Source organism: Actinoplanes sp. GCM10030250 (assembly GCF_042666575.1).
Taxonomy (GTDB): domain Bacteria; phylum Actinomycetota; class Actinomycetes; order Mycobacteriales; family Micromonosporaceae; genus Actinoplanes.
On record NZ_JBHTDO010000035.1, the window covers coordinates 1 to 21,615 of the forward strand.

The following is a 21,615-nucleotide window of genomic DNA, read 5'->3' on the forward strand; positions in this document are numbered from 1 at the left end:
GCGCTCAGCGGGGCCATCAGCGCGTTTGGGCACCGCTCACGCCCAGCCGAGTCGACCAGCTGGCGCTCAGCGGGGCCATCAGCGCGTTTGGGCACCGCTCACGCCCAGCCGAGTCGACCAGCTGGCGCTCAGCGGGGCCTTCAGCGCGTGGGGGCGCCGCTCACGCCCAGCCGGGGGTCAAGCGATGGCGGAGCGGATGGCTTCGGCGGTTATCTCGGTGGTGGTGGCGCGCAGGAGGTCCAGGTCGATGCCGGGGCCTGCTTCACCGGTGGCGAGAGCTACCACGGCGTCGCCGTCGAAGCGGGAGTGGGCGGGGTGCAGGGCGCGGGCGAAACCGGTGTGGCCGCTCTGCGCGAGCAGGAAGCAGTCGGCTTTCGTCAGCTGGGCGTCGGTGAGCACCACGGCGATCGTCGTGTTGTCCATGCCGAACGGTGCCCGCGCCTCGGCCACCGGCACTTCCGCGAAGCGGGGCTGCCCACCGGCGTCCAGCACATCACCCCACGCATTGACCACGGCAATCACCGCGACCCGGGCCACGCCGTTCTGGCCCGAGCTGCCCTGAGCCGCACCACTCTGGCTCACGCCGCCCTGACCCGCGCTGGGCTGACCGGCGCCGCCGTGACCCGCGCTGGGCTGAGCGGCGCCGCCCTGAGCCGCGCTGGGCTGACCGGCGCCGCCCTGAGCCGCGCTGGGCTGACCGGCGCCGCCCTGAGCCGCGCTGGGCTGGGCCGCGCCTGAGCTGCCCTGGGCCCAGCCGACACCGCCTGGGGCGGGCCGGCCGCGCCACTTGCCTGTCGAGGCGCCGGTGCCGGCTCCGACCGTACCGCTGCTCAGAACATCTCCACGCAGTGCCGCAAGCGCGGCATCCCGCCCGGCCGTGGCACCTGGTGGCGTCGTAGCCACCGATCCGTCGAAGATCGACATGCCCACGACGATTGGAACCGGACCGGCCGGTGTCGGAAAACCGAGACCCCGCTCTCGCAGGAATGTCATCACACCGTCAGCCGCGGAGAGCCCGAACGCCGAGCCACCGGAGAGCACCACCGCGTCCACCCGATCAACCAGCCGGACCGGGTCGAGCAACGCGAACTCGCGCGTCGCCGGTGCACCACCGCGCACCTCCCCGGACCCAACGGTCCCGGGCGGCGGCAGGATCACGGTCACCCCGGTGCCGGATCCGGTCCAGTGGCCGACGTAAGCCGACAGCAGTTGCGGAACGGTCATTCCCGCACGCTACGCGGATCCAGCACCGGCCGTTGGGGTGGTGAGCGCACACGGTGAGGTGGAGTGCGATCCGACAAGGCCTATGACGTGGGGTAAGAAGCGCACGGTCGGGGTGTGTGTGCGCCTGCCCCGGTTGAGAGGCGGCCCGCGCCGTCGGCGACGCAAGCCGGCGCGGTAACGGTGAAAGCCGGCGCGGTAACGGCGAAAGCCGGCGCGGTAACGGTGAAAGCCGGCGCGGTAGACGGTCAAGCCAGCGCGGTAGACGGTCAAGCCGGCGCGGTAGACGGTCAAGCCGGCGCGGTGGCCGTGGGGCCGCCGCGCCGGCTTGGTGGTGCGGGGTTGTGTGGTGCGGGGTTCAGGTGGTGCCTGTTGCTGCGGGGTCAGATGGTGCGTGTTGGTGCGGTGGTGCTTGGTGCGGGTCAGGTGGTGAGGGCGGCCTTGTCGGCGGAGGAGCCCTCGATGACCGGGGACTGGCCGGTGGCGATCTCGATGCGGCGGGGCTTCGCGGCTTCGGCGACCGGGATGGTCAGAGTGAGGACGCCGTCCTGCCAGGTGGCGGCGATGCGGTCGAGGTCGAGGCCGTCGCCGATGGTGAGTCGCCGTTCGAAGGTGCCCGTGACGCGCTCGCGGCGGACCCACTGCACGTCGGCGTCGGTGCGGGCGGAACGTTCGGCGCGGATGGTCAGCACGCGGCCGTCGACGTCCACCTGGACCGAACCCGGGTCGATGCCGGCGAGGTCGCAGTGGAGCACGAAGTGGTCACCGGACCGGTACAGGTCCATCGGCATCGCCGCGGTGGCGGCGCCGCTGACGCCCGGGGCGCCGAGCATCTGCCCGGCCAGGCGGTCGAACTCGCGGAAAGGATCGAAAGTCAGCACCACGGATCCACCTCCTCGATGCAGCCGCCGGCCTCTCCGGCGGCTCGTGGCGCTCGGCTGACAACCATTGCCGAGGTCGCCTCCCAGATTCCTTTGACCAGGGGCGACAACTATTTTTTTAGCACTGCCACGACCCGACTGCCAGTCCTTCGCCAAGATTTTTTCGACCCGATTCCGAAGCCCGTGGAGCACGCCCGCCGGCTGGCTTCCAGCGGGCCGGATCGGCGCACGAGACACCCCTGAGAGCCAGCCGGACGTTGCGCCCTCGGATGGAGGGCGGGCGGGATGGAGGGCGGGCGGGATGGAGGGGCTGGGCGAGGGTGTGCGGGGAGGCGTACGAGAAAGGGGTTGAGCGTAGGTTGATCTCATGAGCATGCGTTTCGGGGTTTTCGTGCCGCAGGGGTGGCGGATGGACCTGGTCGAGATCGCCGACCCGGTGGAGCAGTACGAGGCGATGACCGCGGTGGCGAAGCTGGCCGATGCCGGGCCGTGGGATTCGATCTGGGTGTACGACCACTTTCACACGACGCCCGAGCCGACGATGAACACGACGTTCGAGGCGTGGACGGTCACGTCGACGCTGGCGCGGGACACGAGCCGGGTGAACATCGGGCAGATGGTGGGCTGTAACGGCTACCGGCACCCGGCGCTGTACGCCAAGATCGCCTCCACGGTGGATGTGGCGAGCCATGGGCGGCTCTACGCGGGTATCGGCGCCGGGTGGTACGAGCACGAGTGGAAGGCGTACGGCTACGAGTGGACCGACGTGCCGGAGCGGATGGCGGCGTTCCGTGAGGGCGTGCAGATCGTGCACAAGATGTGGACCGAGGACCGGCCCGTGTTCACCGGTAAGCACTACCGGATCGACCAGCCGATCAACGAGCCGAAGGGTGTGCGCAAGCCGCACCCGTCGTTCTGGATCGGCGGCGGCGGTGAGAAGGTCACGTTGAAGCTTGTCGCGCAGTACGCGAACGGCGCCAACTTCGGCAACGGCGACCCGGACACGATCCGGGAGAAGCTGGCGATCCTGAAGCAGCACTGTGAGCGGCGGGAACGCGACTACGATCAGATCATCAAGTCGACGAGTTTCAATCTTCGGCTGGAGGATTCGACCGCTGACAACATCGGCAAGCTGGAGCGGATCGCCGAGGCGGGCGCTGATTACGCGATCGTCTACGTCCCGCGGGTGGCCTACGACCACGAGCCGCTGCTGCGTTTCCAGCAGGAGGTCATTCCCCAGTTCTCCTGACCGGGGCCGGACGTGGCATGATTTCGATGCCGCGTCCGAAACTTCCAGCCGAATGGACCGGCGGTAAGGAGCGCTCCCATGGCCGTGGCCAGGCAACGCGTGACCATCGCGGCCATCGCGGAGGCAGCCGGGGTTTCGGTGCCGACGGTGTCCAGGGTGCTCAACGGACGTTCCGACGTCTCGCCGCAGACGCGCGAGCTGATCGAGCGGCTGCTGCGTGAGCACGATTACCGGCCTCGCAACTCTCGGCACTCCGGCCGGGCCCGGCTGGTGGACCTGGTTTTCAACGACCTGGACAGCCCGTGGGCCCTGGAGTTGATCCGCGGCGTCGAGGACGTCGCGCACGCCTCCGGTGTCGGCACCGTGGTCTCCCAGGTGCACCGGCGCACCACCGCCACCAGGCAGTGGCTGCAGAATCTGCGGGCCCGCGCGTCGGACGGGGTCATCTTCGTGACCTCGGACGTGGCGGAGCCGGTGCACAACGAGTTGCACCGGCTCAAGGTCCCGGTGGTGATCATCGACCCGGCCGGCGGGGCGGCGTCCGACGTGCCGACGATCGGCGCGACGAACTGGTCGGGCGGCCGGACCGCCACCGATCATCTGCTGTCGCTGGGTCACCGGCGGATCGGTTTCGTGGCGGGGCCCAAGGAGCTGTTGTGCAGCCGGGCGCGGCTGGACGGTTACCGGGCGGCTCTGGAGGCGGCGGGTGTGCGGGCCGACGACGCGCTCATCGAGATCGGCGACTTCCGCCACGAGTCCGGTTTCATTGCCGGGTGCCGGCTGCTCGATCTGGCCGACCCGCCGACGGCGATCTTCGCGTCCAGCGACCTGATGGCGCTCGGTGTGTGCGAGGCGGCCCGGCGGCGCGGCATGCGGGTGCCCGAGCAGCTCAGCGTTGTCGGTTTCGACGATCTGCCCGAGTCGCGGTGGGCCTCTCCCCCGCTGACCACGGTTCGCCAGCCGCTCGCCGAGATGGGTGCGCTCGCCGCGCGGACCGTGTTGCGGCTGTCGCGCGGCGAGTCCATCGAGACTCCCCGGGTGGAGCTGGTCACCAAGCTGATGGTCAGGGAGAGCACCGCCGCCGCTCAATGACCAGCATCCGAGCTGGTCATCGAACGGTGAAGCGAGAGCTGAGTGACCAGCATCCGTGCTGGTCACTCAGCGGCGGTGCGAGAGCTGACCGGCTCCTACTTGCTGAAGCCCGCTGTCAGGCCGCTGACGAGCTGGCGGCGGCCGATCGCGTAGAGCAGGACGATCGGGACCGTGGTGAGCGTGACCGAGGCGGCGATGGCCGGCACGTTCACGCCGAACTGGGTCTGGAACGAGGCGAGCGCGAGCGGGATGGTCGACTGCTCCGGGCTCTGGGTGAGGATCAGCGGTAGCAGGTACCCGTTCCAGATGCCGACCGCGTTGTAGATGATCACGGTCATCAGAGCGGGCCGGGTGAGCGGGAAGGCGAGCCGCCACATGGTGCCCCACTCGGTGGCGCCGTCCATCCGCATCGACTCGAAGAGCTCCTTCGGGACGTCGCGGATGAAGTTGCCCAGGACCAGCACCGACAGCGGGATGGCGAAGGCGATCGACGGCAGGATGATCGCTTGGAGCGTGTCGTACAGCTCCATCTTGATGATGATCAGGTAGACCGGGATGATCACCGCCTGGAGCGGGATGGCCAGCCCCATCAGGAAGATCCCGTTGACCGTCTTCAGGAACCGGTTGCCGGCGCCGCGGACGATCGCGTAGGCCGCCATGAACGAGATCAGCGTGGCCGGCAGAACCGCGCCGGCGGTGACGATGACGCTGTTCATGAAGAACCGGACGAAGTCGCTCTCGACCACCAGTTGGTAATTTTCCATGGTGAACTCGGCCGGCGGCTTCAGCGGGTTGGTGAAGAAGTAGTTCGACTGGGTCTTGAAGCTGGTGATGACGAGCCAGTAGAGCGGCAGCATCACGATGAGCAGCCAGAACCAGCCGAATCCGCCGCCGATCCAGTTCATCTCGCGCATGCGGCGGCCCATCGACCGCCGGGGTGCGTGCGACACCGGTGGCCGGCCGGCCTGTTTGTGGGCCGTGGGGGTCATCGTCGCCACCTCAGGCTCCTTCCATCTGGCTCTCGTCGGCGCGCCCGCCCAGTCGCCGCAACAGCAGCGAGAGGCCGAGGCCGACCAGGACCAGGATGACGGCGATCGCGCTGGCCGGGCCCATCAGGCTGGCCTGGAAGCCCTGCTGGTACATCTGCACCGCGAGGGCGCGAGTGGCGTCGCCGGGACCACCGGCGGTCAGCACCCAGATCAGGTCGAAGAAGGTCAGCGAGCCCACCACCATCAGCGTCGACGACGTGATGATCGTGTACTTGAGCTGCGGCAGCGTGATGCCGAAGAACTGCCGCACCCGCCCGGCGCCGTCGATCTGCGCCGCCTCGTACATCGAATTGGGGATCTGCCGGACCGCGCCCTGGTAGATCAGCGAGTGGAACGGGATGAACTGCCAGGAGACCACGAAGATCAGCGTGGCGATGGCCAGGTTGGCCTGACCGAGCCAGTTCTGGTTCAGCGCCTCGATCCCGAGGCCGGCGCCCAGCCCGAAGTTCGGGTCGAGCAGCGACTTGTAGGTGATCGCGATGGCCGCGGAGCTGAGCAGCAGCGGGATGAAGTAGAAGACCGCGAGGAATCCGCGGTACCGGGTCTGGCGGGCCATGAAGACACCGAGCAGGATCGAGATCGGGGTCTGCACGATCCAGGAGAGCGCCATGATCAGGAAGGTGACCCACAGCGCGTTCGGCAGGCCCGGGTTGGTGAGGGCCGCTTTCCAGCTGACGAGGCCGGTCAGCTCGATGGTCGGCGTGATGCCGTTCCACGTGGCGAAGCTGAGCGCGATCACTCCGAACAGCGGGATGATCCCGAAGAAGACGAACATGATGAACGCCGGCAGGGCCATCCACACGACGGAGCCGCTCCGCCCGCCGCTGGATCTGGTGGGCTCCTGACCACGTACGACGGGCGGAGCGAGCGTCGTCATTTACCGATGACCCCGTTCATGTTGTCGACCCACTGCTGCGGGGTGACCTGGAGCTGGAACAGCTTGGCGATGTTGTCCAGCAGCACCTCGGCAGCGGTCGGGCTCAGCGCCTGGTCCCACGACTGCGCGAAGGTCTTGGCGTTGGCCGCGATCGTCGACATGTCCTTGAGGAACTGCGCGTCGTCGCCGGTGAACAGGCTCTCGGCGCCCTTGAGCACCGGAACGCCGCCGGACTTGACCCAGCCGGCCTTCTCCTCGTCGTCGACGAGCGTGGTGGAGAAGAACTTCTTCGCGGTCTCCTTGGCCTCCGGGGTCGCCTTGGAGGAGATCGACAGGTACTGGCCGGGGTTGCCGACGGTGTTGCTCGGGTCGCCCTTGCCGCCGTCGATCGGCGGGAAGTTCATCCAGCCCAGGCCGCCGTCGGCGACGAACTTGCCGCCGTTGGCCTTCTGGATGCCGAACGACCAGGAGCCGTGCACCATCATCGCGGCCTTGCCGGTGTAGAGCAGGGCCTGGTCGGCGTTGGTGTCGGCGACGGTGGAGGCGAAGCCCTTCTGGAAGGCGTTCTGCTTCACCAGGTCCTGGACCTTGGTCAGCATGTCCAGGACGGCCGGGTCGGACCAGGAGCCCGCCTTGCCGGCGAAGACGTTGTCGAACACCTCGGAGCCGGCGTTGCGGTCGAGCATGAACTCGAGCCACATCATGTTCGTCCACCGGGACTGGCCGGCGAGCGAGAACGGCGCGATGCCCTTGGCGTTGAACTTGGGGATCAGGTCGAGGATGTCGCCGTAGCTCTGCGGCGGCTGCACGCCGACCTGGTCGAAGATCTTCTTGTTGTAGAAGAGGACGATCGGCTGGACCGTCTCGACCGGGAACGCGTAGACCTTGCCGTTGACCGTGGCGGCGCCGAACGAGGACGGGAGGATCTTGTCCTTGACCGGTGCGTTCTGGGCCAGCCAGTCGGTCAGGTCCTCGACCTGGCCGGCGTCGACGTAGCTCTTGAGGCCGCCGCCGCCCCAGCCCCAGATCATGGTGGGGGCCTGGTTGGCGCCGAGCGCCGTCTTGATCTTCGCCTTGTAGGCGTCGTTCTGGAAGAACGTGGGGGTGATCTTGCTGTCCGGGTTCGCCTTGTTGAACCGCTCGGTGGCGGCTTTACGGTACGGCTCGCCGGGCTCGCCGCTGAGGGACCAGTAACTGGCCGCTCCCGCGCCGCTCGCACCTCCGGAACTGTCGTCACCGGGGCCGTCATTGCCGCAGGCGGCGAGCGCGGCACCCGCGGCGGTGCCGGCGGAGATGGTCAAGAAACTCCTGCGCTTCACGCTGATCTCCGTACTCGAAGAAGCCGCCTGGGGAGCGGCTGGTGATATGGCAACGTCTCGCCGCCGATCATCCCGAACCGGTTAAGTTTCGAAAGTTTCGATCTGCGGCTGTAAATTAACGTGAGGTTTCGTAAAACTAGGGTTTCGTTGTGACGAGTGTCAAGACCCTTGCCGTAACAGTGCTCAGGGCGCGAGAGTAAGCGGCACGAACGCCCGCCCGCGGGCGTGTCGCGGGCAGATCGCCGAAGTCCGGCGGCTCCCGAAAGTTTCGGAAACTATCGGAGGAACCGTTGACTGCTGATCAGGCGCTCCAGCCCTGGCGTGACCCGAGCCTTCCGGCAGCTGATCGGGTCGATGCACTGCTCGCCGAGATGACGCTCGAGGAGAAGGTGGCACAGCTCGGCAGCCGCTGGCTGGGTAAGGACAAGGGAGCCACCGGCGCCGCCGGCCCGGAGCCGGAGGAGAGCCACAACGTGGCGCCGATGGAAGACGAGTTCTCCGGCGCCCCCGCTCTCGAAGAGGCGAGCCGCCACGGCCTCGGTCACCTCACCCGCATCTACGGCAGTTATCCCTTGACCGTCGCCGAGGGCGCTGCCGAACTGGTCCGCCAGCAGCGGATCGTCATGGCCTCGAACCGGCTCGGTATCCCCGCGCTGGTTCACGAGGAGTGCCTCACCGGTTTCACCGCGCACGGGGCGACCGTATACCCGTCGGCGACCGCGTGGGGCGCAACCTTCGATCCTGATCTGATCGAGCGTATGGCCGGCGCGATCGGGCGGGACATGGCAGCGCTCGGTGTGCACCAGGGGCTGTCGCCGGTTCTCGACGTGGTGCGCGACTACCGGTGGGGCCGGGTCGAGGAGGCGATCAGCGAGGACCCGTTCCTGGTGGCGCGGGTCGCCGCGGCCTACGTGCGCGGGTTGCAGAGCGCCGGCGTGATCGCGACGCTCAAGCACTTCGCCGGGTACTCCGCGTCCCGCGGCGCCCGCAACCACGGCCCGGTGCCGATGGGCCGCCGGGAGCTGCTCGACGTCATCCTCCCGCCGTTCGAGACCGCGATCGTCGAGGCCGGCGCCGGCTCGGTGATGAACTCGTACGCCGACGTGGACGGCGTACCGGCCGGTGCCGACTCGTGGCTGCTGACCGAACTGCTCCGGGACGAGTGGGGCTTCACCGGCACGGTGGTCTCCGACTACTGGGCCGTGCCGTTCCTGGCCGGCAACCACGGTCTGGCCGCCGACGCCGGAGACGCCGGTGTCCTGTCGCTGACCGCCGGCATCGACGTGGAACTTCCGGACACCATCGGCTTCGGCGAGAACCTGGTGGACCGGGTGCGCCGCGGTGACGTCGACGAGATGTACGTGGACCGGGCGGCCCGCCGGGCCCTGATCCAGAAGGCCGAGCTGGGCCTGCTCGACGAGGGCTGGACCCCGGAGCGTACGGTCGCCGGCGCCCCGGACGCCGACCTGGACTCGGAGAGCAACCGCGCCCTCGCCCGCGAGCTGGCCGAACGCTCGATCGTCCTGCTCGACCCCGGCACAGCGCTCCCCCTCTCCGGCGCCGGTACGCGGATCGCGGTCGTCGGGCCGTGCGCTGCCGACGCCCGCACCTTCCTCGGCTGCTACGCCTTCCCCAACCACGTCCTCCCCCGCTACCCCGGCATCGACCCCGGCATCGGCCTGCCCGACGCCGTGACAGCGCTGCGTGCCGAGCTGCCGGACGCCGAGATCGTCCACGAGACCGGCTGCGCGGTCAGCGGCGGCGACCGTTCCGGGTTCGCCGCCGCGGTGGCCGCGGCCGAGTCCGCCGACGTGTGCCTGGCGTTCGTCGGTGACCTGGCCGGGCTCTTCGGCAACGGCACCTCCGGCGAGGGCTGCGACGCGGCGGACCTGCGGCTCCCCGGCGTCCAGGCGGAGTTCGTCGAAGCGCTTCTCGCCACCGGCAAACCGGTCGTGGTGGTGGTCGTCTCCGGCCGCCCGTACGCGCTGGGCGACGTGGCCGGCCGCGCCGCCGGCCTGGTGCAGGCGTTCATGCCGGGTGAGGAGGGCGGCGCCGCGATCGCCGGTGTCCTCTCCGGCCGGATCCAGCCGAGCGGCAAGCTGCCGGTGCAGATCCCCCGGCACCCGGGCGGACAGCCGGGTACCTACCTGCAGCCGCGGCTCGGCGCCGTGCACCTCGGTGTCAGCAACCTCGACCCCACCCCGCTGTACGCGTTCGGGCACGGCCGGTCGTACACCACGTTCACCGTGGGTGACCTCCGGGTCAGCGAGGCCGAGGTCCCGACCGACGGCGAGTTCAGCGTGACCGTCCGGCTCACCAACACCGGATCGCGCGAGGGTGCCGAGGTGGTGCAGCTGTATCTGGCCGATCCGGTCGCCGAGGTCACCCGTCCGGTGATTCAGTTGACCGGCTTCCGCCGGGTCCAGCTGGCCGCCGGAGCCGCGGCGGACGTGACTTTCCGTGTGCACACCGACCGCGTGGCCTACACCGGCCGCCGGATGCGGCGCATCGTCGAGCCCGGTGAGCTGCGCATCTCCGTCGGCACCTCGGCCGGTGACCTGCCGTGCCAGGGCACGATCACGCTGACCGGCAAGGTCCGTGAGGCCGGAACCGGTCGCCGGCTGGACACGCCGGTAGAGGTGCTGCCTGCACAATCGTGAGGGGCGGTGGCATTCCGGTGCCCGGCTCGGACACTAGGCTTTCGGGTGTGCCCCGACCCATCAATGTCGACGAGCGCCTGCGGCGCCTCGAAGCGATCACTGATGCGACGCTGTCCCGGCTGGACGTCTCCGACCTCCTCGACGAGTTGCTCGACCGGGTCCGTGACCTGCTCGACGTCGACACGGCGGCGATCCTGCTGCTGGACCTGCACGCCCAGCAACTGGTCGCGACCGCCGCGAAGGGCCTCGAGGAGGAGGTTCGTGCCGGGTTCCGGGTCGCGGTGGGTCACGGCTTCGCCGGGCGGGTCGCCGCGACCCGCGAGCCGGTGCGCCTGATCGACGTCACGAGCGACGACGTGCTGAACCCGATCCTGCTGGAGAAGGGCATCCGGTCGTTGCTGGGCGTGCCGATCATGGCGGGTCGCGATCTGGTCGGGGTGCTGCACGTCGGCTCCCTGACCAGGCGCGCCTTCGGCGACGACGACGTCCGTCTGCTCGAACTGGCGGCGGACCGGGCCGGGGTGGCCGGCCGGATCCGGTCGGCCAAGATCGATCAGGCGGCCGCGCTGGCGCTGCAGCGCAGCCTCCTTCCGCCCCGGCTGCCCGAGGTGCCCGGCGTCGAGATGGCCGCCCGCTATCTGCCGGGCCACTCGGTCGGCATCGGCGGCGACTGGTACGACGTCTTCACCCTCCCGTCCGGCTGGCTCGGCGTGGTGATCGGCGACGTCTCCGGGCACGGCCTCGCGTCGGCGGTGGTGATGGGCCGGGTCCGCAGCGCGCTCCGGGCGTACGCGCTGATCTGCGACGATCCGGCGGAGGCACTCACCCTGCTCGACCGCAAGGTCCATCACTTCGAGGCCGGCAACCTCACCACCGCCCTGTACGCCATGATCAGCCCGGACCGGACCCGGATCGTGATCTCCTCCGCCGGGCACCTCCGGCCGGTTCTGGCCGAGCCGGGCCGTCCGTCGGTGCTGATCGAGTTCCCGATCGACCCGCCGCTCGGGGTGGGCCGGATAACCGGGCCGCGGCGCAGCACCGAGATGCCCTTTCCCGAGGACGGCGTGCTCCTCTGCTACACCGACGGCGTGGTGGAGCGCCGCGACCGGGTGATCGACGTCGGGCTCGACCGGTTGATCAACGCGGTGCACGCGGTCCCGCCGGAGGCGGTGTGCGCTACCGTCATGGCTATCGCGGGCGAGGAGCAACCGACCGACGACGTCGCCGTGCTGGCGGTCCGCCGCCGGACGTGAGGGCCAGGCCGTCACAGCTGCGGAAAAATCTCTGAACCCTCTTGTTCGCCACGGATTCAGCGGAAAAGATGGGGCCGCATGCACTGATCCCACGGCTGGAGGCCGCATGACCGCCAAGACGGCATTGCACAACTTCGTCAACGGCGAGGCGGTCGCGCCCGCCGGGGGGCGCTACGAGGACCTGATCGACCCGTCCACCGGCGAGGTGTTCGCCTCCGCGCCGGTCTCCGGCGCCGAGGACGTGGACCGGGCCATGACGGCCGCGGCGTCCGCCTTCGAGAAGTGGCGTGACACCACACCGAGTGACCGGCAGCGGGCGCTGCTGAAGTTCGCCGACGCCATCGAGGCCCGCGCGGACGAGCTGGTGGCCGCCGAGTCGCAGAACACCGGCAAGCCGCTCGGCCTCACCGCCAGCGAGGAGCTCCCGCCCGCCATCGACCACCTGCGGTTCTTCGCCGGTGCGGCCCGGGTGCTCGAGGGCCGCTCCGCCGGGCAGTACATGAACGGCTACGAGAGCTACGTGCGGCGCGAGCCGATCGGCGTGTGCGCCCAGGTCACCCCGTGGAACTATCCGCTGCTGATGGCGATGTGGAAGATCGCCCCGGCGCTCTCGGCGGGCAACGCCGTGGTGCTCAAGCCGTCCGACACCACCCCTGTCACCAGCGTGCTGCTCGCCGAGATCGCCGCCGAGTTCCTGCCGGCCGGCCTGTTCAACGTGGTCCTCGGCGACCGGGACACCGGCCGCGCCCTGGTCACCCACCGCACACCGCAGATGGTCTCGATCACCGGCTCGGTGCGGGCCGGGATGGAGGTCGCGGGCAGCGCCGCCGCCGACCTCAAGCGCACCCACCTGGAGCTGGGCGGCAAGGCACCGGTCGTGGTCTTCGACGACGCCGACGTCGAGGCGGCCGCCGCGTCGATCGCCGAGGCCGGGTACTTCAACGCCGGCCAGGACTGCACCGCCGCCACCCGGGTGCTCGTCGCGCCGGGCATCCACGACGACTTCGTCGCCGCGCTCGCCGAGCAGGCGCGCAACACCAGAACCGGCGCACCGGACGACGAGGACGTGCTCTACGGCCCGGTCAACAACGCGAACCAGCTGGCCCGGGTCAGCGGCTTCATCGACCGGCTCCCCGACCACGCGGTGCTCAACGCCGGAGGCGCCCGGGTCGGCGACCGCGGCTACTTCTACTCACCCACCGTCGTCTCCGGCCTGCGCCAGGACGACGAGATCATCCAGAACGAGGTCTTCGGCCCGGTCATCACCGTGCAGAGGTTCACCGACGAGGACGAGGCGGTCCGCTACGCCAACGGCGTGGAGTACGCCCTCGCCTCCAGCGTCTGGACCAGGGACCACGGCAGGGCGATGCGGATGACGCAGCGCCTCGACTTCGGCTGTGTCTGGGTCAACTGCCACATCCCGCTGGTCGCCGAGATGCCGCACGGCGGTTTCAAGCACTCCGGGCACGGCAAGGACCTCTCGGTGTACGGGTTCGAGGACTACACCCGGATCAAGCACGTCATGCACCACGTGGGCGCCTGATGACCACGTCGGAGGAACTGCACAAGCGGCGGGTCGCGGCGGTCGCGCGCGGGGTCGGCTCGACCATCTCGTCCTACGTACGGGAAGCGGGCGGCGGCACGCTGACCGACCTCGAGGGCCGGGAGTGGATCGACTTCGCCTCGGGCATCGCGGTCACCAACGTGGGCAACGCGGCACCGCGGGTGGTGGCCGCCGTCCGTGAGCAGGTGGAGAGGTTCACCCACACCTGCTTCATGGTCGCGCCCTACGAGAGTTACGTGTCCGTCTGCGAGCAGCTGATCGAGCTGACGCCGGGGAGCTTCGAGAAGCGGGCCGCGCTGTTCAACTCGGGCGCCGAGGCGGTGGAGAACGCCGTCAAGATCGCACGGCACGCCACCGGGCGGCAGGCGGTCGTGGTGTTCGACCACGCGTACCACGGGCGGACCAACCTGACCATGGCGCTGACGGCGAAGAACATGCCGTACAAGCACCGGTTCGGCCCGTTCGCCCCGGAGGTCTACCGGGCGCCGATGTCGTACCCGCTGCGCGACGGCGGGCTGAGCGGTGCGGAGGCGGCCCGGCGGGCCATCGACGTGATCGAGAAGCAGGTCGGCGCGGGCAACGTCGCGGCCGTGCTGATCGAGCCGATCCAGGGCGAGGGCGGCTTCGTGGCGCCCGCACCCGGGTTCCTGCCGGCGATCGCGGCGTGGACGGCGGAGGCCGGCGCGGTCTTCGTCGCCGACGAGATCCAGACCGGGTTCTGCCGTACCGGTCAGTGGTTCGCGTCGGAGGACGAGCAGCTCGAACCCGACCTGATCACGACGGCCAAGGGCATGGGCGGCGGCCTGCCGATCGCCGGTGTGGTGGGCCGGGCCGACCTGATGGACGCGGTGCACGCCGGTGGGCTGGGCGGCACGTACGGCGGGAACCCGGTGGCCTGCGCCGCCGCGCTCGCCGCCATCGAGACGATGCGTGAGCTCGACCTGGCCGCGGCGGCACGCCACATCGAGAGCATCCTGAAGCCGGCCCTGGAGCAGATCGCGGACCCCGGAATCGCCGAGGTTCGTGGCCGCGGCGCCATGCTCGCGATCGAGCTGGTGCGGCCCGGCGGGATCGAGCCGGACCCGATCCGCACGGCGGCCGTGTCGAAGGCCTGCCACGAGGCGGGCCTGCTCACCCTCACCTGCGGGACCTACGGCAACGTGCTCCGGTTCCTGCCGCCGCTGGTGATCTCCGACGAGGACCTCGATCGGGGACTCTCGATCCTGCGTGCCGCGTTCCACTGACGGCGTAAGGAAGAATCGCGGCGTGACGGACGTGGCCCTGGACGAAATCAACAAGCAGATCATCGAGCACCTGCAACGGGACGGCCGGATGTCGTACGCGACACTGGCCAAGACCATCGGGCTCTCCGAGGCAGCCGTACGCCAGCGGGTGCAACGGCTGCTCGACAACGACCTCATGCAGATCGTCGCGGTGACCGACCCGCTGACCCTGGGCTTCGCTCGCCAGGCCATGGTCGGCCTGCGGGTCAACGGGGACCTCCGGGCGATCGCCGACGAGATCGCGGCGATCCCGGAGGTCGACTACGTGGTGATCTGCGCCGGTCGCTACGACCTGCTCGTGGAGCTCGTCTGCACCGACGACGAGCACCTGCTGGATCTGCTCAACGAGAAGGTCCGGGCGATCGAAGGTGTCGCCGCGACCGACACCTTCATGTACCTGAAGCTCGCCAAACAGACCTATGCCTGGGGAACCCGATAGATGAGCCCGTCCTTCTGGCTGGACTCGCTCTACCCGGCCGATAAGCACCCGGCCGATAAGCACCCGGCCGATAAGCCCTCGGCCGGGAAGGGCCCGGTTGAGAAGCGCCCCGCGCTCGCCGGTGACACGGTCGCCGACGTGGCGATCGCGGGCGGCGGCTACACCGGCCTCTGGACCGCCTACTACCTGGCGAAAGCGGCCCCGGACCTGCGGATCGTGGTGCTGGAGGCGGAGTACTGCGGTTTCGGCGCGTCCGGCCGTAACGGCGGCTGGGCGTCCGGGCTCTTCCCGGTCTCCGAGGCGAAGCTGGCCCGCCGGTACGGGCCGGAACGCGCCGCCGCGATGCACCGTGCCCTCGAAGGCGCGGTGGACGAGGTGGGCCGGGCGGCGGCTGCCGAGGGCATCGACTGCGACTACGCCAAGGGCGGCACGATCTCGCTGGTCCGCACCCGCGCCCAGCTGCGGCGGGCCCGCGGGGCGGAGGGGTTCCTCGGCGCCGCGGAGGCGAGCGCGATCTGCGGCGCCACCGGTGTGCTCGGTGGCATCTACAGCGAGCACTGCGCGTCGCTGCATCCGGCCAAGCTGGTTCGCGGCCTCGCCGACGCGGTGGAGCGGCTCGGCGTGACCGTCCACGAGGGCACCCGCGTGGAGCGCCTGGAACGCGGGCGGGTGGTGACCGGCAGCGGCACCGTTCGTGCCACCACTGTCGTGCGCGCTCTGGAGGGATACACCGCCGGGCTGCGCGGGCACCGGCGGGCGCTCGCGCCGGTCTACTCCCTGATGATCGCCACCGAGCCGCTGCCCGGCGAGTTCTGGCAGCGTGCCGGGCTGGCACGCCGGGAGACCTTCACCGACGAGCGTCGCATGATCATTTACGGCCAGCGGACCGCTGACGACCGTCTCGCGTTCGGTGGCCGGGGCGCGCCGTACCACTTCGGATCCCGGGTTCGCCCCGAATACGACCTGGAGCCGAGGGTCTTCGAGGCGCTGCGCCGCACCCTCACCGAGCTCTTCGAGATCGATCCGCCGATCGCGCGGCGGTGGGGCGGGCCGCTGGGCATCCCCCGCGACTGGATGCCGTCGGTGGGCCTGCACGACGGGCTGGCCTGGGCGGGCGGCTACGTGGGAGACGGCGTCGCGGCCGCCAACCTCGCGGGCCGCACTCTCGCCACCCTCATCGCGGGCCACGCCGGCGAGAGCGAACTGACCGCACTCCCCTGGGTCGGGCACCGCAGCCGCCGCTGGGAGCCGGAACCCGCCCGCTGGCTCGGCATCAACACCGCCCTGCGCGCCACCGCGATCCTGGACGCGTGGGATCGCCGCACTGCCTGAAACCGACGGCCGCCGGGGTGAGGTGACATGAGGGCTCAGGGGGAACACCGCGGGAGGCATCACCGTCGGCAGTGGGCAGGCGCTTCAGCCCGGCGGTCGCGCTGCGGCCCGGAGTGACGCTCAGATCGCGCTGACCCTCGAGAGCTGTTCGTCGGCCGTACCAAAAAATCAGTGAGCGCAAGCGGTCAAATCACGTCTTGGGTCCGGAGAGGGGTAGGCGGACGCGGACGACGGTGCCGGTGGGGCGGTTCTCCTCGAGGCGGATGGTGCCGCCGTGCAGGACCACGATGGCGCGGGCCAGGCTCAGGCCGAGACCGCTGCCGCTGGTGCCCTGGTGGCGGACGTTGCTACCGCGGAAGAAGCGGTCGAAGGCGCGGGCCCGTTCGGCGGACGGCGTGCCGATGCCCTCGTCGGCGATGCAGAGTTCGGCGAGGGTGTCCTCGGCACGCAGGGAGATGTGGACCTCGGATCCCGGTGGGCTGTAACGGACAGCGTTGGACAGCAGGTCGTTGATCATCTGACGGAGGAGGTCGGCGTCGGCGGGCAGGTGCAGTTCGGCGGGAAGGTCGGTCTCCACGGTGAGCAGGTCACCGGGACGACCCGCCGTCGCGGCCGCCTCGAGGATGAGAGCGGCCAGATCGACCGGACGGACGTCCGGGACGAGATGGCCGGACTCCAGGCCCGCCAGGTCCAGCAGGGTGTCGGAGATCCGCTGCAGGGAGGCCGCGTTGCGGGCGATCACCCGGGCCATCTCCTGGCAGTCCGGGTCCAGGCCGGCGGCCTCCTCGGCGAGGATGGCGGCGTTCGCGGTGATCGAGGTCAGCGGGGTACGCAACTCGTGCCCCACCAGGTCGATGAAGTCACCCTGCGCCCGGGCCAGCTGGCGGGCCAGCTCCTCACAGCGGCGCTGGGCCACGAAGACGCCGATCTGCGCCGCCACCCCGTCCAGCAGCACGGTCAGCAGGTCCGGCTCGTACTCCTGGGTGCCGGCGTAACAGGTGAGAACCCCGAGCAGCGAGTCACCGTCGCGGACCGGTACGGCCAGTGCGGTGCGTACGCCGCGCCGCAGGCAGACGTCGACCCGCTCGCGCTCGTGCGAGGTACGCAGGTCCTGGCTGAGCGCCAGGTCGGGCACCCAGATGGCCCGGCAGGTCTCCCAGACCCGGCCGGTGATGCCCTCGCCGCGGACCGGGGTGTGCCCGAAGAAGCCGTCCGGGTCGAGCCCGGAGGAGTCCCAGTGGCCGACGGACTGCAGGGTCGCGGTGTCGTCGTCGATCAGAAAGAGCTCGGCGGACGGCCAGCCGAGCGTGGTGGTGACCGCCTGGAGCACCTGCGGCGCCGCCCGATCCGCCGACCGCGATTGCTTGAGGACGTGCTCGACCGCGAGGTGGCAGGCGCGGAACCGTTCCGCCCGGCGCAGCGCGGTGACCTCGTGCGCGACGGCGACGGCACCGGCCAGGTGGCCGCCGGCGTCGTAGACGGGCTGCGCGGTGGTGTCGAAGATCCGGGCCCGGTGGCCGGGTAGCTGGCTGTAGACGTCCTCCGAGAAGATGTGCTCGCCGCGCAGCGCCCGCATCATCGGGGTCTGCTCCCAGGTCAGCGGGCGCTGGTCGGGACCGCGCAGCAGGCCGGGGGTCCGCTGCTGGTAGTCGTCGGGGATCGGGCCGTCGGCGGGGATACCGCGGGTCGCCCGCAGCGCGCGGTTGGCGAAGACGACCCGGCCGGTCCGGTCGCAGGCGATCACGCCGGCGTCCAGGCTCTCCAGCACGGCGCCGAGGAAGGCGCCGTTGTCCGGGGTGAGGCCGTGGCCGGCTTCGGCGGGCGTCAGCAGGGTCTCCGCGATCGTCAGGAGCGTGGCCGCCTGCTCGTCGGTCCAGCCGCGGGTGTGGCGGTCGAAGACGCTGAGGGAGCCGAGCGGGCGGTCGTCCCGGTCACGGACGGGTACGCCCAGAAACGCCCGGATGCCGAACTCGGTGGCGAGCAGGTGCTCGCAGAGCGCCTCGTCGGGGTCGGCGCCCATGTCGCCGGAGCGCACCATCCGGTCGGCGCAGACGACGTACTTGCAGACCGAGTAGGCGAGCGGTGCGCGGCGCGGTGCGACAAGGCGCTCGGGCATGGCGTGCGAGCCGAGGAAGAACTCCTCCTCGTCGCCGACCAGGGTCACCGCGGCCATCGGGGCATCCGCCAGGCGGGCGGCGAGCGCTGCCACGTCGTCGAGCCGGGCGACATGGCCGGGCATGGTCCGCAGCGCGTGGTCCACCGCTCGCAGGCGTACGGGGTTGCTGAGCACCTCTTCGTCCAGCATCACCATGATCCGCCCCGTTCCTCCGGCACGCGCTCGCGGCAACGAGCGTGCGGAGCGCCTTACCCACTTACCGTCTTTTCATACAGAAACCGGCAAATCGGCGTTGCAGCGGGGCTGGTCGGCGCCGTGATCGTGCGGGCCGGCCGCGATCAGGCCGGTCATCGTCGCCAGCAGGCGGTCGTTGGGGCAGGGCTTGAGCATGATCGCGCACACCCTCGCCGTCTCGGCGCGGGGATCTCCCGGGCGCAGGTGGCCGCTCAGGACGGCGATCGGGGTGTCCCGGACGTCCGGATGATCACGGATCGCCTCGACCAGCTCCCACCCGTCCATCAGCGGCATGCCGAGGTCGGTCAGCACGGCGTCCGGATGCTCGGCGAGGGCCAGGTCGAAGGCCGCCCGCCCGTCAGGCGCTCGCAGCACCCTCATCCCGGCCCGCGTGAACACCCTCACCAGCACCCGGGCGATGTCATCATCGTCCTCGGCGATCAGCAAAACGGCCATTGTCAGCTCCGTCGAAAGGCTAGTTCTCAGAATGCCCCCTGGAGGGTCCCCCAGGGTTCGTTTCCGCCACAGGGGTCTCGCGCTGTGGTGGCCTTGCGCTGCGGGAAGGGTTCGGCATGCGGCACATCACGGTACGGGCGGCCGCGCTGGCAGTCCTGGCCACTCTTACCGTGCTCGCGGTCGTGGCCGCGCTGCTGCCAACCGAGCCGGACGAGCCGGAGGCCTCGGTGATCTACCGGGACGCGCGGCAGCCGGTCGAGCGCCGCGTCGACGATCTGCTCAACCGGATGAGCCTGGCCGACAAGATCGGTCAGATGACCCAGGCGGAGAGGTCGGCGGTCGCCACCGACCCCGGGCTGGTGACGCGATGGCGGCTCGGGTCGGTGCTCTCCGGCGGCGGGTCGGTGCCGAAGCCGAACACCGCCGAGTCCTGGGCCGCCCTGGTGAACTCGCTCCAGCGGGCCGCCCTCGCCACCCCGCTCGGCATCCCGCTGATCTACGGCGCCGACGCGGTGCACGGGCACGGCAACGCGTACGGCGCGACAGTCTTCCCGCACAACATCGGCCTCGGTGCGAGCCGCGACCCGGGCCTCGTCGAGCGGGTCTACCGGGCCACCGGCGAACAGATGCGTGCCACCGGGATCACCTGGAACTTCGCGCCGTGCCTCTGCGTGACCCGCGACGACCGGTGGGGCCGCACCTTCGAGAGCTTCGGTGAGGACCCGGCCCTGGTCAGCAGCATGGGCACCGCGATCGACGGGCTGAGCGCCGCGGGAGTGCTCGCCACCGGGAAGCACTTCGGCGGTGACGGGGACACCGAGTACGGCACCGGGGACAGCGGGTACGCGATCGACCAGGGTGTCACCGTCACCAGCCGCGCGGACCTCGACCGGATCGACCTGGCGCCCTATGCCGCAGCGATCACCGAGCACGGCTTGGCGAGCGTCATGCCGTCCTACTCGAGCATCGACTGGACCGAGGACGGCACCGGTGACCCGGTGAAGGTGCACGCCAGCGCGGAGATGATCACCGGGAGGCTGAAGGGCGACCTCGGCTTCGAGGGGTTCGTGATCAGCGATCTGGAGGCGATCCACCAGATACCGTCACCCGGCGATTCCGCGGAGCCGACTCCGGCGCAGGTGCGGCTCGGGGTGAACGCGGGCGTCGACATGTTCATGGAGCCGAAGACGGCGCCGCGGTTCCAGTCGGTGCTCCGGTCGCTCGTCGAGACCGGCGAGGTGAGCACGGCGCGGATCGACGACGCGGTGCGGCGGATCCTGCGGGTGAAGTTCCGGATGGGGCTGTTCGAGCAACCGTACGTGACTGCCGGTGAGCTCGGCCCGCCCGGGCACCGGGCACTGGCGCGCGAGGCGGTCGCCCGCTCCCAGGTCCTGCTGAAGAACAACGGCGTGCTGCCGCTGCGGCCCGGTGCCCGGCTCTACGTCGCCGGTCGCCACGCTGACGACATCGGCAACCAGGCCGGCGGCTGGACCATCAACTGGCAGGGCCGCTCCGGCGACATCATCCCCGGTACCACGATCCTGGCCGGGATCCGCTCGATCGCGCCCGGTGCGACGGTCACGTTCAGTGCTGACGCGTCGGCGCCGGTCTCGCCGGACGACATCGGGGTGGTCGTGGTCGGCGAGACGCCGTATGCGGAGGGTTACGGCGATGTGGGCGGGATCGTGTGCCCGTGGTGCCCGGCCTCGCAGAAGGAGCCCAAGTCGCTGATCCCGCAACCGGGGGACCGTGCCGTGATCGACAAAGTGTGCGCGGCGGCGGCGAGGTGCGTGGTGCTGCTCGTGTCCGGGCGGCCGCAAGTGATCACTTCCCAGCTGGGCCGGATCGACGCGCTGGTCGCGTCGTGGCTGCCCGGCAGCGAGGGGGCCGGGGTGGCCGACGTGCTGTTCGGGCGGGAGCCGTTCACGGGGCGGTTGCCGCTGAGCTGGCCGCGATCGATCACCCAGGTGCCGATCAATGTGGGCGACGGTCAATACCAACCGCTTTTTCCGTACGGGTGGGGGCTGCGAACGTCCGGATCGTCTCCGTCCAGCTCGGGTCTGTTCGATGCGGCTCAGGGGCGTGTTGTCGCGGGGACGGCGCCCGCGGGATGGCAGAAGGTGATCGCGGAGGCGTCGCTGGCCCACGAGTCCGGTGACGACGAGCGGGCGGCCGAGCTGTTACACCAGGTGACCGGCTGATCCGGGGCACTCTGCCCCGCTCACGGGACGGCGCAGCGCAGCGCACGGTGGTAACTGCACACGTTGGAATTGCGTGCGCCTCTGCTCACGCCATGGGCGCAACCAGCTCGCACAGGACGTCAACGTGTGCGCTGGTGGGCCCTGCCAGGGCGGGAGAGCCGAGGGAGTCAGGCGAAACCGCCGCCGGGCGGGGATTGGGTGTGGGTTTCGACGGCTTGGCAGCGGGTGCACTCCTTGAAGCGCCCGCCGTCGTCGGTGAAGCGCTTCGTCCACTTGTGCAGGCCCAGACGGCAGCGCAGTGGTTTGCTCACCCCGGGGACGCTACGCGCGAAGGGGCCGCTGCGGGAGCGGCCCCTTCGTCACGTGCACGAACCGGCGCCACGCCACCC

The 21,615-nt window shown here is 70.3% G+C and carries 17 protein-coding genes; 9 read left to right on the forward strand and 8 right to left on the reverse strand.

Annotation, left to right across the window (positions count from 1 at the left end; all coding sequences use genetic code 11):
- Positions 1-177 precede the first annotated feature (177 nt).
- A complete protein-coding gene (locus tag ACFQV6_RS34045; RefSeq protein WP_378031769.1) occupies positions 178-1,224 on the reverse strand; it encodes a P1 family peptidase in 1,047 nt (348 codons plus the stop codon).
- Between the two features lie 419 nt (positions 1,225-1,643).
- A complete protein-coding gene (locus ACFQV6_RS34050; protein ID WP_378031770.1) occupies positions 1,644-2,105 on the reverse strand; it encodes an Hsp20/alpha crystallin family protein in 462 nt (153 codons plus the stop codon).
- Between the two features lie 364 nt (positions 2,106-2,469).
- Here ACFQV6_RS34050 and ACFQV6_RS34055 point away from each other — a divergent pair, with 364 nt between their 5' ends.
- Both ACFQV6_RS34055 and ACFQV6_RS34060 read left to right on the forward strand, forming a co-directional pair.
- Positions 2,470-3,351: an LLM class F420-dependent oxidoreductase gene (locus ACFQV6_RS34055; protein ID WP_378031771.1), complete on the forward strand. Its 882-nt coding sequence runs from the start codon at positions 2,470-2,472 to the stop codon at positions 3,349-3,351.
- A 78-nt stretch (positions 3,352-3,429) separates the two neighbouring features.
- Positions 3,430-4,443 (forward strand): LacI family DNA-binding transcriptional regulator, encoded by a 1,014-nt coding sequence (locus ACFQV6_RS34060; RefSeq protein ID WP_378031772.1) that lies wholly within the window; start codon positions 3,430-3,432, stop codon positions 4,441-4,443.
- Positions 4,444-4,538: 95 nt separating this feature from the next.
- Here ACFQV6_RS34060 and ACFQV6_RS34065 read toward each other — a convergent pair whose 3' ends face one another.
- Genes ACFQV6_RS34065 through ACFQV6_RS34075 form a run of 3 tightly spaced genes read right to left on the reverse strand, consistent with a single transcriptional unit; the run spans position 4,539 to position 7,688 of the window.
- Complete coding sequence (locus tag ACFQV6_RS34065) at positions 4,539-5,432, reverse strand: carbohydrate ABC transporter permease (protein ID WP_378031773.1); 894 nt, start codon at positions 5,430-5,432, stop codon at positions 4,539-4,541.
- Positions 5,433-5,442: 10 nt separating this feature from the next.
- Positions 5,443-6,369, reverse strand: a complete 927-nt coding sequence (locus ACFQV6_RS34070; RefSeq protein ID WP_378031774.1) for a carbohydrate ABC transporter permease — start codon at positions 6,367-6,369, stop codon at positions 5,443-5,445.
- Positions 6,366-7,688 carry an extracellular solute-binding protein gene (locus ACFQV6_RS34075; protein ID WP_378031775.1) on the reverse strand — a complete coding sequence of 441 codons (1,323 nt, stop codon included), beginning with the start codon at positions 7,686-7,688 and terminating at the stop codon, positions 6,366-6,368. Before ACFQV6_RS34075 ends, ACFQV6_RS34070 begins: the two co-directional genes overlap by 4 nt.
- A gap of 371 nt (positions 7,689-8,059) precedes the next feature.
- Between ACFQV6_RS34075 and ACFQV6_RS34080 the strand changes: the two genes are divergently transcribed.
- From ACFQV6_RS34080 to ACFQV6_RS34105, 6 genes are all read left to right on the forward strand, one after another.
- On the forward strand, positions 8,060-10,348 hold the full coding sequence (locus ACFQV6_RS34080) for a glycoside hydrolase family 3 N-terminal domain-containing protein (RefSeq protein WP_378031860.1): 2,289 nt from the start codon (positions 8,060-8,062) through the stop codon (positions 10,346-10,348).
- 47 nt (positions 10,349-10,395) lie between these two features.
- Positions 10,396-11,601, forward strand: a complete 1,206-nt coding sequence (locus ACFQV6_RS34085; RefSeq protein WP_378031776.1) for a PP2C family protein-serine/threonine phosphatase — start codon at positions 10,396-10,398, stop codon at positions 11,599-11,601.
- Positions 11,602-11,707: 106 nt separating this feature from the next.
- Positions 11,708-13,144, forward strand: coding sequence for a gamma-aminobutyraldehyde dehydrogenase (locus ACFQV6_RS34090; protein ID WP_378031777.1), 1,437 nt, complete (start codon positions 11,708-11,710; stop codon positions 13,142-13,144).
- Positions 13,144-14,409, forward strand: coding sequence for a 4-aminobutyrate--2-oxoglutarate transaminase (gabT, locus tag ACFQV6_RS34095; protein ID WP_378031778.1), 1,266 nt, complete (start codon positions 13,144-13,146; stop codon positions 14,407-14,409). The genes ACFQV6_RS34090 and gabT overlap by 1 nt, the downstream gene beginning before the upstream one ends.
- A 37-nt stretch (positions 14,410-14,446) precedes the next feature.
- Positions 14,447-14,887 carry an Lrp/AsnC family transcriptional regulator gene (locus tag ACFQV6_RS34100; protein WP_378031861.1) on the forward strand — a complete coding sequence of 147 codons (441 nt, stop codon included), beginning with the start codon at positions 14,447-14,449 and terminating at the stop codon, positions 14,885-14,887.
- Positions 14,888-16,219, forward strand: coding sequence for an NAD(P)/FAD-dependent oxidoreductase (locus ACFQV6_RS34105; RefSeq protein ID WP_378031779.1), 1,332 nt, complete (start codon positions 14,888-14,890; stop codon positions 16,217-16,219).
- A 190-nt stretch (positions 16,220-16,409) separates the two neighbouring features.
- Here the strand turns inward: ACFQV6_RS34105 and ACFQV6_RS34110 are convergent, their stop codons facing one another.
- Both ACFQV6_RS34110 and ACFQV6_RS34115 read right to left on the reverse strand, forming a co-directional pair.
- Positions 16,410-18,530, reverse strand: a complete 2,121-nt coding sequence (locus ACFQV6_RS34110) for an ATP-binding protein (RefSeq protein WP_378031780.1) — start codon at positions 18,528-18,530, stop codon at positions 16,410-16,412.
- 72 nt (positions 18,531-18,602) lie between these two features.
- Positions 18,603-19,025: a response regulator gene (locus ACFQV6_RS34115; protein WP_378031781.1), complete on the reverse strand. Its 423-nt coding sequence runs from the start codon at positions 19,023-19,025 to the stop codon at positions 18,603-18,605.
- A 116-nt stretch (positions 19,026-19,141) separates the two neighbouring features.
- Between ACFQV6_RS34115 and ACFQV6_RS34120 the strand changes: the two genes are divergently transcribed.
- On the forward strand, positions 19,142-21,226 hold the full coding sequence (locus ACFQV6_RS34120) for a glycoside hydrolase family 3 protein (protein WP_378031782.1): 2,085 nt from the start codon (positions 19,142-19,144) through the stop codon (positions 21,224-21,226).
- A 167-nt stretch (positions 21,227-21,393) separates the two neighbouring features.
- Here ACFQV6_RS34120 and ACFQV6_RS34125 read toward each other — a convergent pair whose 3' ends face one another.
- A complete protein-coding gene (locus ACFQV6_RS34125) occupies positions 21,394-21,537 on the reverse strand; it encodes a hypothetical protein (RefSeq protein ID WP_378031783.1) in 144 nt (47 codons plus the stop codon).
- Positions 21,538-21,615 lie beyond the last annotated feature (78 nt).

Excerpts from the sequence above, each read along its gene's own strand:
- ACFQV6_RS34045 (WP_378031769.1), bottom strand. The coding sequence starts at position 1,224 with ATGACCGTTCCGCAACTGCTGTCGGCTTACGTCGGCCACTGGACCGGA.
- ACFQV6_RS34055 (WP_378031771.1), top strand. The coding sequence starts at position 2,470 with ATGAGCATGCGTTTCGGGGTTTTCGTGCCGCAGGGGTGGCGGATGGAC.
- ACFQV6_RS34060 (WP_378031772.1), top strand. The coding sequence starts at position 3,430 with ATGGCCGTGGCCAGGCAACGCGTGACCATCGCGGCCATCGCGGAGGCA.
- ACFQV6_RS34065 (WP_378031773.1), bottom strand. The coding sequence starts at position 5,432 with ATGACCCCCACGGCCCACAAACAGGCCGGCCGGCCACCGGTGTCGCAC.
- ACFQV6_RS34070 (WP_378031774.1), bottom strand. The coding sequence starts at position 6,369 with ATGACGACGCTCGCTCCGCCCGTCGTACGTGGTCAGGAGCCCACCAGA.
- ACFQV6_RS34080 (WP_378031860.1), top strand. The coding sequence starts at position 8,060 with ATGACGCTCGAGGAGAAGGTGGCACAGCTCGGCAGCCGCTGGCTGGGT.
- ACFQV6_RS34090 (WP_378031777.1), top strand. The coding sequence starts at position 11,708 with ATGACCGCCAAGACGGCATTGCACAACTTCGTCAACGGCGAGGCGGTC.
- gabT (WP_378031778.1), top strand. The coding sequence starts at position 13,144 with ATGACCACGTCGGAGGAACTGCACAAGCGGCGGGTCGCGGCGGTCGCG.
- ACFQV6_RS34105 (WP_378031779.1), top strand. The coding sequence starts at position 14,888 with ATGAGCCCGTCCTTCTGGCTGGACTCGCTCTACCCGGCCGATAAGCAC.
- ACFQV6_RS34110 (WP_378031780.1), bottom strand. The coding sequence starts at position 18,530 with ATGGTGATGCTGGACGAAGAGGTGCTCAGCAACCCCGTACGCCTGCGA.
- ACFQV6_RS34115 (WP_378031781.1), bottom strand. The coding sequence starts at position 19,025 with ATGGCCGTTTTGCTGATCGCCGAGGACGATGATGACATCGCCCGGGTG.
- ACFQV6_RS34120 (WP_378031782.1), top strand. The coding sequence starts at position 19,142 with ATGCGGCACATCACGGTACGGGCGGCCGCGCTGGCAGTCCTGGCCACT.